Source organism: Loigolactobacillus bifermentans DSM 20003 (genome assembly GCF_001434575.1).
Lineage (GTDB): Bacteria > Bacillota > Bacilli > Lactobacillales > Lactobacillaceae > Loigolactobacillus > Loigolactobacillus bifermentans.
On record NZ_AZDA01000128.1, the window covers coordinates 31,515 to 41,400 of the forward strand.

9 protein-coding genes and 1 other annotated feature are annotated in these 9,886 nt (G+C 45.7%); of the genes, 7 read left to right on the top strand and 2 right to left on the bottom strand.

Annotated elements, in window-relative coordinates; all coding sequences use genetic code 11:
* Nucleotides 1–9: 9 nt before the first annotated feature.
* A complete protein-coding gene (locus tag FC07_RS13430) occupies nucleotides 10–936 on the bottom strand; it encodes an alpha/beta hydrolase (RefSeq protein WP_057905602.1) in 927 nt (308 codons plus the stop codon).
* Between the two features lie 136 nt (nucleotides 937–1,072).
* Between FC07_RS13430 and FC07_RS13435 the strand changes: the two genes are divergently transcribed.
* Together FC07_RS13435 and FC07_RS13440 are read left to right on the top strand one after the other, a co-directional pair.
* Nucleotides 1,073–1,621 carry a TetR/AcrR family transcriptional regulator gene (locus tag FC07_RS13435; protein ID WP_057905603.1) on the top strand — a complete coding sequence of 183 codons (549 nt, stop codon included), beginning with the start codon at nucleotides 1,073–1,075 and terminating at the stop codon, nucleotides 1,619–1,621.
* 146 nt (nucleotides 1,622–1,767) lie between these two features.
* Entirely contained in the window at nucleotides 1,768–3,411 is a 1,644-nt protein-coding gene (locus FC07_RS13440) for an APC family permease (protein ID WP_057905604.1), read from the top strand.
* 40 nt (nucleotides 3,412–3,451) lie between these two features.
* On the opposite strand, the gene FC07_RS13445 is transcribed toward FC07_RS13440, so the two are convergent.
* Entirely contained in the window at nucleotides 3,452–3,718 is a 267-nt protein-coding gene (locus FC07_RS13445; protein WP_057905605.1) for a helix-turn-helix domain-containing protein, read from the bottom strand.
* A gap of 423 nt (nucleotides 3,719–4,141) precedes the next feature.
* Nucleotides 4,142–4,387, top strand: a binding site (T-box leader).
* A 60-nt stretch (nucleotides 4,388–4,447) separates the two neighbouring features.
* Between FC07_RS13445 and FC07_RS13450 the strand changes: the two genes are divergently transcribed.
* The 5 genes from FC07_RS13450 (at nucleotide 4,448) to FC07_RS13470 (ending at nucleotide 9,694) form a co-directional block, all read left to right on the top strand.
* The gene (locus FC07_RS13450; RefSeq protein WP_057905613.1) at nucleotides 4,448–5,185 is read left to right on the top strand and encodes an isocitrate lyase/phosphoenolpyruvate mutase family protein; all 738 of its coding nucleotides are present in this window, start codon (nucleotides 4,448–4,450) and stop codon (nucleotides 5,183–5,185) included.
* Nucleotides 5,172–6,077: an isocitrate lyase/PEP mutase family protein gene (locus FC07_RS13455; RefSeq protein ID WP_191981099.1), complete on the top strand. Its 906-nt coding sequence runs from the start codon at nucleotides 5,172–5,174 to the stop codon at nucleotides 6,075–6,077. The genes FC07_RS13450 and FC07_RS13455 overlap by 14 nt, the downstream gene beginning before the upstream one ends.
* A 2-nt stretch (nucleotides 6,078–6,079) precedes the next feature.
* Nucleotides 6,080–7,369: an MFS transporter gene (locus FC07_RS13460; protein ID WP_057905606.1), complete on the top strand. Its 1,290-nt coding sequence runs from the start codon at nucleotides 6,080–6,082 to the stop codon at nucleotides 7,367–7,369.
* Nucleotides 7,370–7,563: 194 nt separating this feature from the next.
* The gene (locus FC07_RS13465; RefSeq protein ID WP_057905607.1) at nucleotides 7,564–8,559 is read left to right on the top strand and encodes a hypothetical protein; all 996 of its coding nucleotides are present in this window, start codon (nucleotides 7,564–7,566) and stop codon (nucleotides 8,557–8,559) included.
* A gap of 928 nt (nucleotides 8,560–9,487) precedes the next feature.
* Nucleotides 9,488–9,694 carry a CsbD family protein gene (locus tag FC07_RS13470; protein ID WP_057905608.1) on the top strand — a complete coding sequence of 69 codons (207 nt, stop codon included), beginning with the start codon at nucleotides 9,488–9,490 and terminating at the stop codon, nucleotides 9,692–9,694.
* Nucleotides 9,695–9,886: the final 192 nt, after the last annotated feature.

The window sequence follows — 9,886 nt, forward strand, 5'->3', positions numbered from 1 at the left end:
ATCAATCATTTATAAATGCGCTTGGAAAAATGGCACAAACTGCGCTAATGCTTGCTTCACAGGTGCTGGTTGGTCATACAGATCATAGTGACTAACACCGGGTAACACTGTCAATGTTTTATCAGTTGCTGCCGCCCGATCATAAATTTCCCAACCAAAGCGGTAAGACCCAAACGCACCTGGCTTTTCACCGACCACCAAACACAATGGTTGAGTCAGCAGCTTTTCCACCAAGTGACCGGCGTCAAAGCCCAGTACTTGCGCCAAACTGGTAAAGCGCAAGTGATTAGGTGCGAATTCGTCTTGCCCACGCGGTGTTCGGTAATAGTCCACTGCTTCAATATAATCCCGATCTTGATAACCAGCTTGTTCCAATTCAGCTGGGCTATTCGGGATCCACTGCGTGATCATGGGTTCAGCGCCTTGTGCTTCCGCTGTTCGTTGCTGGCCAATTTGCTCTAAGGTTTGCAACAAAGTCGCATCTGGGCCAAATGCTTCGCGATAAACCGCCCCAACATTGGCAGCTGCGGCTGTAGCCACTGCTTTGATCCGGCGGTCTGTTTTAGCGGCATTAATGGTGTAACCACCACCTGCGCAAATTCCCAGCGCCCCAATCCGGTTGGCATCCACGTAAGGCAACGTCACCAGATAATCGATGGCAAAGCTAATGTCTTCCGTCCGCACGGCAGGGTCTTCAATGTAGCGCGGTGTGCCTTCACTTTGACCTTGATAACCAGCATCAAACGCCAAAGTAATGAAACCTTGCGCTGCTAGTTTTTGCGCATATAAACCAGATGTTTGTTGCTTGTCACTGCTGCTGGGATGACTGACCACGATTGCGGGATGTTGCACCGTCGTGTCCAAATGATCTGGCAAATTTAGGACCCCTGCTAAGTTAAAATGCCGACTGGCAAATTGAATTTGTTTTTGTTCCATTGTTAAACGCTCCTTTATAATACACTTGTGTTACTTACTGCTCACGAGTATATTATTAAAAGTAGCGCCACAACACAATGACCAATTGGCGCCAACTGTTACTTAAGTTACAAATTTCAAAAAGTGTGGTGTTAACATGCCTCAATTAGAAGACCGGCGGGTCAAGCGTTCACGCCAACAGTTGCAACTGGCATTACAAACCTTATTGCAACATGAACCCTTAGATAAAATCACCGTGAAAGGCCTTTGCGCCACCAGCGATATGGCCCGGAAAACCTTTTATCTGCATTACGTCGATAAATACGCACTGGTCGCTGAAATGGTGACGCAATTATTTCAAGCGTTAGCAAAAATTTGCGAACAGATCAGCGATGACGATTTCCAAGCGAAAACACTGGTCTGGTTAGACTTTTTTGACCAGCATCAGCCCTTGATCCAAGCGATTTTGGCCAGTAGTGCCGCCAGCGATTATCGCCAACAATTATTAACCTTTGTCCAAACGCAGATCCAGCAAAAGGCGCTGTGGCGCAATAATCCAGCACTTCAACACGATCCTGTGCGACTACAATTTCTCGCTTCTGGTGTGATCGGCGTCTTAGACCAATACGTTTTAGCCGCGCAAACAGCACAACAACAGCAAATTGCCCAACGTTTAAGTGATTTATTGCTGGAAAATCTTCATTAGTGTTTCTTTTTACCAAAAATTCCGCTAAAATACAAAAAGATTTGTTACTTTTTAGATTTCAATATAAGGAGGCTCACGTGCTCTTTCACAATAAAGCACCAGGGTCCGTGGTTGTCGCTTGACACTACAGACTTTGGAGGTAATTTATGCAACCTGAAACAAAACAAAAACACTATATTCCTTGGGTGATCGTGGGACTGATGGATTTCGTGACCGTGATCGGCTTTGATGACATTATTTATAACTTTCAAAACCAAGGTTTGGTCGCCGTTACATCTTGGGTGATCATGACCATTTTTTATGTCATTCCGTATAATTTGATTGTCGCGCACATGGGGTCCACATTTGCGGAACACGGCGGCGGGATCACCAGCTGGATGCGCCAAACAAACGGCGATACAGTCGGGTATTTTGCCGCTTGGTTTTATTGGATCACCGGCCTGCCTTACGTGGTGGATGTGGCCAATTCCGTAGTCATTTCCTTTGGCTGGATCAAAAACGGGAACGGCAATATTCAAGCCAATTTAGGCAACGCTTGGTTCGGTATTTTAACCGCTGTGATTTTCATTGTCTTCATTTGGCTCCAACATTTTTTTAAAAATAAATCACTGGAAGTCATGTCCACCATTGGGGGTGGCGCCATGTTTGTGATGACCGTGCTGTTTGTGATCATGACCTTCGTCGGACTGGCCCATGGCAATCCGGTTGCCACCCATCCTTTCCATTTCAGTTCCTTTATGCCGAAAAATTTTTGGTCGCTGAGCTTCCTATCGACCTTTGGCCTGTTCGTATTTGCCATGAACGGTTCTGAACTCGCCGCGCCGTATACGGCAGATATGAAGCATCCGGCAAAGGATTTTCCGAAGGCGTTAAAAATGATTGCCATTATGACCATGTTTTTAACTTTGTTTGGCACCTTCTCCTTAGGTGTGTACTTTAACGCCCATCACCTCCCAAACGACTTGAAAATGAACGGTTCATACTACGCTTTTCAAGCCATCGGTAAACAATTTGGCATGGGCAACGGTTTAATGTACCTGTTTGCCGTGGTCCAAGGAATTTACATGTTAGCCCAATTAGCCGTCATTTTGGACGCCTCTACTCGGGTCTTCTTATCCGATGTGGCCAAGCGTTTCATGCCCCGGCAATTAACCAAGAAAACCGCCGATGGTCTACCGATCAACGGCTACTGGTTGACCACCGTTTTATGTGCGTTGATCATGGCATTAGGTGGGATGTTGCCAAAAATCAATGATATTTTCAACTGGCTATTAAACTTAAACGGCATTGTATCACCGTTTTCAACTTGTTTCTTATTCTGGTCTTACATCATGGTGCGGCGTCATGCAGACCGTTTTCCAAAACCAGATTACACTTTCATCAAATCAGATAAATTAGGCTTTATCGTCGGATTGTGGATGCTAGTGGTCACCTTCTTGTTGGCAGTGCTAGGCTTCTTCCCTACCGATGCCAACGAAAAAACCTTTGCGCTAATGCTTACCTTGAATATTGTGGTGCCAATTGGCATGGTCATTCTAGGCTTTATGATGCCTTGGATCGCCAAACGGCAACAAACAGGGAATGCCTTTGGCAAAGGACTGTGGTGGCTATTTACCGTGATTATGATCGTGGCCTTGGTCTACCTGGTTACCCAAGGCATCACCACAAGCCTGTTGCCGCACGCTGCCGCTGGCCTGCGTTACGGTAGCGCCGCAGTGGTCGATGTGATCGTGGTTGGTTTGATTTTATATATGACCCATAATGGCCGAAAAGGCCTTGTGGCAGCTTAATGAAAAGCACGACTCGGATTGGCGAGGTCGTGCTTTTTGATTACGATTCTAATGGCGTCAACGCCAATGTCACTTGAAGCCCTAAGCCTTTGGCATAACGATTTAACGTTGTCAGTGACGGCATCGACTGCAATTGTTCAATTTTAGCCAATTGCGGTTGCTTCATGTCGATCAAGGCCGCGAAGTCTTGTTGGGTGATGCCCAATTTAATGCGTTGCGCAACAAGGAAAGCGAGTAATCGGCTTTGCTGTTGTGTGGTAGGTGATAGGCTGGTTTGATGTTGTTGCACAGTGGTCCAAGTTAACATTATAGTAAGCGCCCCTTTCATCATTTAGCCCTAGCATAACTGGACGTTTGCTATTTCGCAAGCGGTTTACTGCAGCGATAATTGACGCAAGACGCTGGCAAAGATAAAACACAGCATCCAATACATAAAAGCCTCGCCTAGAAATAGTCAAGCACCTTTAAAGCCGTGCTGACGGCCTTCCTGCATGACCCTCAGATAATTTGGCTCTTACGGAAAGATTCCTATGGAAAAGTCCAAACAACAACATCACCACTTCATGTCAAATAACGTCGGATTGATCATAACAGTCATTCTCATTTTAAATTAATTCAATTATCATTTGATATAGCAGCTATGAAAGCTGTTACGCTTGCATTCAATTTGAAATAGCCACTTTACAATTAAAAAATAATGCGTTATGCTACTACCACATTAAAAAATAATTAAAAAGTGATGAAAAGCAGGAGTACTGATTTGAAGTTTCAGCGAGCGTTCTGGTGATGTGACGAACGTAACTTAACAATCAGGAAAGTAGGCTTGGAGCGATGGCGGCGACGAAAGAAGTCGTCATTGACTGCCCTCATTATCGGGCCAGCGAATCTGTCAAATTTATTTGACACGCTCGCAAGGCTGCTGTAACTTAGCGGCAAAAACAAGGTGGTACCGTGCAATCTCAATTGCGCCCTTCGAGGATTTTTCTTCGTAGGGCGTTTTTTATTTCAAATTTGATTCACTGGAGGTCGATTTATCATGAACTTATTACATTATCTCAGCACCCATCCCCAAACAATTTTACCGGCGGCCGGTGATGGCGCCACATACCAACTTTTAAACGCTGGGCAAGCACCCGCCATTTATTTAGATGCCACGTTAACCACAACAACCTTGTTGGCAGAACGTAATCCTGGGTTATTGACCATTTCAGAATACGCCAAATTTGTCCGCGATCTACAACTGAAAAAAACAGTGCCGGTGATTGCTGACTTGCAGTCTGGTTTTGGCAACCCGCTAAACACCTATTACGCCGCACAAGAATTGGAACGCTCGGGTGGTGATATTTTACTGCTAAATGACCAAACTTATCCGGCGCACAATATGGCACAACCGGCCACTACCACGCCTGCCGATCTGCTAGGCAAAGTGCGCGCCGCCAAGGACAGTTTTGAAAATCCTGCTACCCAACTTTGGGTGAAACTAGACGGCCTTTGGGATTATGGCGGCGCTGGTGCGCAACAACGCATTCAGTATTTAGCGAAAGCCGGTGCCGATGCCATTGTCCTAGCCCACGCGGCGACAACCTTGTTGCAAGCCCTAACCGCCAGACCACAACCGCTCCCATTGCTGGCCACTTGGACCCCTGCCACCAATATGATCGACGGGATCACCGGCTGGTTGGATACCGGTTATTTGGCCCAACAAGCCCACCAGGCCCAGGCTACAGCGTTACAGACGTTATTGAAAGGAGCACTCGCTTATGCTGAAAAATGAACAAATGCGTTATCAATTTAAAACCGAAGTCATGAGTGGCCACATTGTCCGCATGGTGGTTGCCCCAGACGCCTTAGCCGCTAAAATTGCTGAACAAGCTGGTGCCCAAGCAATTTTCTCTGCTGGTTATGCCACCAGCGCGTCTACCTTAGCCATGCCAGACCGTGGCATTAGCGATTTCAGTATGGCGCTCGAACGGTGTCGGGAGATCATTAATGCCACCAACATTCCAGTTTTTGCTGACGCCGATACCGGCTATGGTGACTTGGATAACGTGCGCCGAACAGTTGAAAATTATGAAGCCATCGGTGCCTGTGGCATTTTCATCGAAGATCAAGTTTGGCCGAAACGTTGTGGCCACATGGCCGGTAAAAAGGTTGAACCCACTGAGGTCTTAGAAGCTAAAATTCGGGCCGCCAAAGCCGCCCGGAAACACGACGACTTTTTGATCATGTCGCGTACAGACGCCCGGGCTGTTTATGGCTTAGCTGATGCCATCGACCGTAGCCGACGTTACCAAGCCGCTGGCGCCGATCTGATTTTCATCGAAGCCCCACAAAGTGTCGCTGAATTAGAACAGATCCACGCGGCTTTTCCACAAACACCACTCATGGCCAACATGATCGAAGGTGGCAAAACACCACTCACCACGGCTGCTGATTTGGAACAATTAGGCTTTAACATCGTGGTCCACCCAACGGCCATGACCTACACTCAAGCTTATGCTGAAGAACAATTGCTCCAAACACTACAGCATGACGGTACCACCACGGCTGCCGAAGCACAAATGATTACTTTTAACAAGTTCAATCAATTTGTCGGTTTGAATCAAGTCAACACCCGTGAGGCGCAGTACGCCCCAGAAAATATGACGCAATATATGGAGGGCTAGTTATGGAAGCAAAATTAAGTTTAGAGCAACAACTCAACACGGCGCGAGAAACGCCTTTATTCTATAAAGTATTCGCATTGGCCAGTGCCGGGATGATTTTAGATGCTGCCGACGTGTACATGGCCAGTGCCATTAACAGCGCCATGGTGGCCCAAGGCTTTGCCACGATTCAACAAGGCTCCCTCTTTTTATCTAGCGGATTTTTAGGATTATTTATTGGCTCAGTTTTATCTGGCTATATTGGTGATTTTTATGGGCGTAAAAAATCTTATCAAATCAACTTGCTATTATTCGGTGCCTTTACCTTGCTAGCTGCTTTTGCACCTAATATCACCCTATTGATCATTTGTCGGTTAATTGCTGCTATTGGATTAGGCGCCGAGATCGTCACTGGTTATGCGGTGGTCAACGAATTTGCCCCTATTAAACGGCGGGGACACTGGTCAGGCTTAAATGCCATTGTGGCCAATACCGGCGCACCGATCACGTTGTTGATTGCCACCTTTGCGATTCCACGGTTAGGCTGGCGTTCAATGTTCATTATTATGGGCCTGTGCGCATTACTGCTATGGCTGTTACGGCGGCATTTTCCTGAATCTCCCCGTTGGTTGTTGGCCAAAGGGCGTCGGGATGAAGCCGATGTTATCATTCAACAATTAACCACCCGTGGATTGTACGCTGACGATGACTTTAGTGACCACCATCAGCCGGTTAGCCACGTTAGCTTTGCTCACGGTCTATTTATCGCCATTGTTGGGGTCAGTGCCACCTTATTATGCCAATACACGTTCACGTCATGGATGCCAACTTTGTTGTTAAAACGTGGCATTAGTATTGTGAGCTCCATTGGATTTTCCGCCATTATGATGTTAGGTGCGCCAGTTGGTGCTGCGATTGGCGCTGCCTTAGTGGATCATGCTGGTCGGAAAAAAGTCATTATCACCACCTTTATGACTACTGCCATTTTAGGGATTATTTACGCTTACGAGACCACCACCATTGGAATCGTCTTAAACGGCTTCTTGCTGACCATTTCACTGTATGCGTCTATGGCTACGGTGATCAGCGTTTATACGAATGAATTATTCGAAACCACTCATCGTTTCCGTGGTGCTGGAATTGCCAATGGTGTTTCAAAGCTGTTAAACGTTTTAATGCCAACGGTTGTTGCTTTTATGATCACCCAAGTTGCCACTGCTTTCATTTATTATGGGATTGCGGTCTTAGCCTTGATTGCCGCAATCGTCATTGGGTTATGGGGCCCTGAAACCAACGATAAGGCCATTAAATAACCGCTGATTTTAAAAAGCTGATTGCGCGATACATTTCATAACGCAATCCGTTTTTTTGATGGCCAGTGTTTCATTTTGATTGTTCATTCACAAAAAGCCTTTCAATTCACCCCACTAGCTTTTACAATAAAAGCTGGTGGGGTGTTTGTTTTACAACAGCGCCCTGGCAATTATTGTAATCGGAGGACTCGCACATGAAAACTTTGTTCAAACAGTTCAAGCCCACCACGCATTTTTCAGATGACGCCGTGCGCCAAGCTGAACCGGTGGCCGTGCTTGACATTGTACCCACTCGTCAGTCCCAACTCGAAAACGCCGCTATCCTTTTTCATTACCAACCTTTAACTCATTATGTCGCCCGCTATCAAATTTACGTCGAAAATGATAGCGATTACACATTGTGGGTCGACTTAGGCCTGGAAAATCAGCTCTGTCTTGGTACGTTGACGCTGACAGCAGACACTGCCGCTAAGCTTCAACAATATGGTGATAACCTGGCCGCCCATTATGCCCGCGATACCCACAAATTACGATTAATGGTGGCCTTGTTTACCGGTCCCTTGATCAGCGCCTATCGCAATCATTTTTTAGCTAATTTAGCGACTAACGACCAGCAACTTTTTTCACCTTCAGAAGGACTGTTTAAAGTTCCTACCGTATCTGAACCAGTGGCCCAACGTACGATTCCGGTGGACCACCAGTATGACGCCTTGTTAAATGCAGGCCACACCACAGCCGAATGTTTTAAAATTCTACGCGATCAGGCCGATTTTCACCTAAGCAGTCAGTTAAATATGCCAAACGGTGATCCAGCCACTGGCCCATTGCCAGCGTTTGAAAACTTAAAGTTGGCGCTGTTTGATGCGCCAGTGAACGCAACTTATCAAGATACAGCCGTCACGCTTGCGCCGGATGCCAGTGCACTTACCGTTCAAATCACCCGGCCAGATCTATTTCAAATGTCAGCTTTACAGCTCTGCTATAAACCGCACACCAACATTAACTTTTTAAGTCGGGTCAACGCGCAACACGCGCCCTACCAGTTTGGTCGCATTCAGTATAATGTATTGGCGCATTTAGACGACCAATGGCACTGCTACTACTTGCCAGATTGGCACTTCACATTGAACACCACGGATGCACTAGAACAAATTTTTATTAACGATTATTTATTTTTCTTCCATTATTAGACTGATACTGCCCAGCAAGGTGACTAACCTTGCTGGGTATTTTTGATGATTCAATATTTAACACGTCGCGATGTGTGTCGGTCACTAACAACCACAAAGTCAGCGTACCGCAGTAACGCGATAGCGCAATAACCAATCGCCGCCACTAACACGCAATTCACGATTGCCTTTTAAGGTGTGCTCTCGATACGCATATCGTTTTTCAAGATTATTTGTCGTAATTGTATACAATACCAACCTAGCTGCGCCTCTACGCTACATTGCACGTGCCTGTTTTTTAAACAGTTTTGCTTGCCCAATCTTCACGTTGGGTTAAATCCTTAAAACAGTCATTGACGCTTTGGAAACTATTATAGTCACCACGTTTTATTTCATTATGAGCTTGTAATGTTGCCTTATCCAATGGATCGCAATTGCTTTTTTTAATCAATATTAATTGCTGTCATCATTGTATCGCCCCCAATACTTTGCATATTAGCTATCCAAATCAACCACCTATTGATCGAAATTATCTAACGCCTTAAACCCAATTTGATCACGTTTTGATCTGACACGGCTATTATTACAACCCACTAACACAAAGTCAACCGGCTACGCGAACATCCGTTTGAAAATGAGTTGTGTAACGCTTGGCAATTCACTGACCAGCCCTATAAAATAAATTTCAAAACTATTTTTTAAATTTTTCAGTATTATTTTGCGTATCAACCGCAAGCAAAAACCACCATTCACAGCGAATGGTGGTTTCACAGTTAGTTTGATTTTCGGGTCAAGGCTTTGCCGAGCGTTGTGCCAATTGCCAACAAGCCTAAGCCGATCATCGTTAGCAACGACGATTTTGTCTCATCTGTTTGCTACAACACATTGCTTGAATCCTAGACTTGACGCTTGTTACAATAACAGTATTCCTAGGAAAGGTGGTTCAAACATGACCGAAAACGAAAAATTTGAGAGCCAAAAGGACCAACTTGCCGGCAAAGCGAAGGAAGCCGGCGGCAAGCTCACCGACGACAAAGAACTTGAAGCGGAAGGCAAAACCCAAAGCACTGCTGGGAAAGCCAAGGAAAAGTTAGCGGACGCCAAAGAAACAGCCAAAGGCGCCGTGGACGAACTGAAACGGAAACTCAAAGACTGATTCAAAAAAGCACCTTATCCTGTGTGGGCGATAAGGTGTTTTTTGGTGGGCACTGTGAACTGCCTAGGATTTTACAATAAACGGTATTGTGTGATTGTTTGTGTTTTTATTAATATTCTGCGCAATTTTCTATTTCTAAGCCTGAATTATGCATATCTTTTCCTAAACCTTAACGAGAATGCTGCTACACCA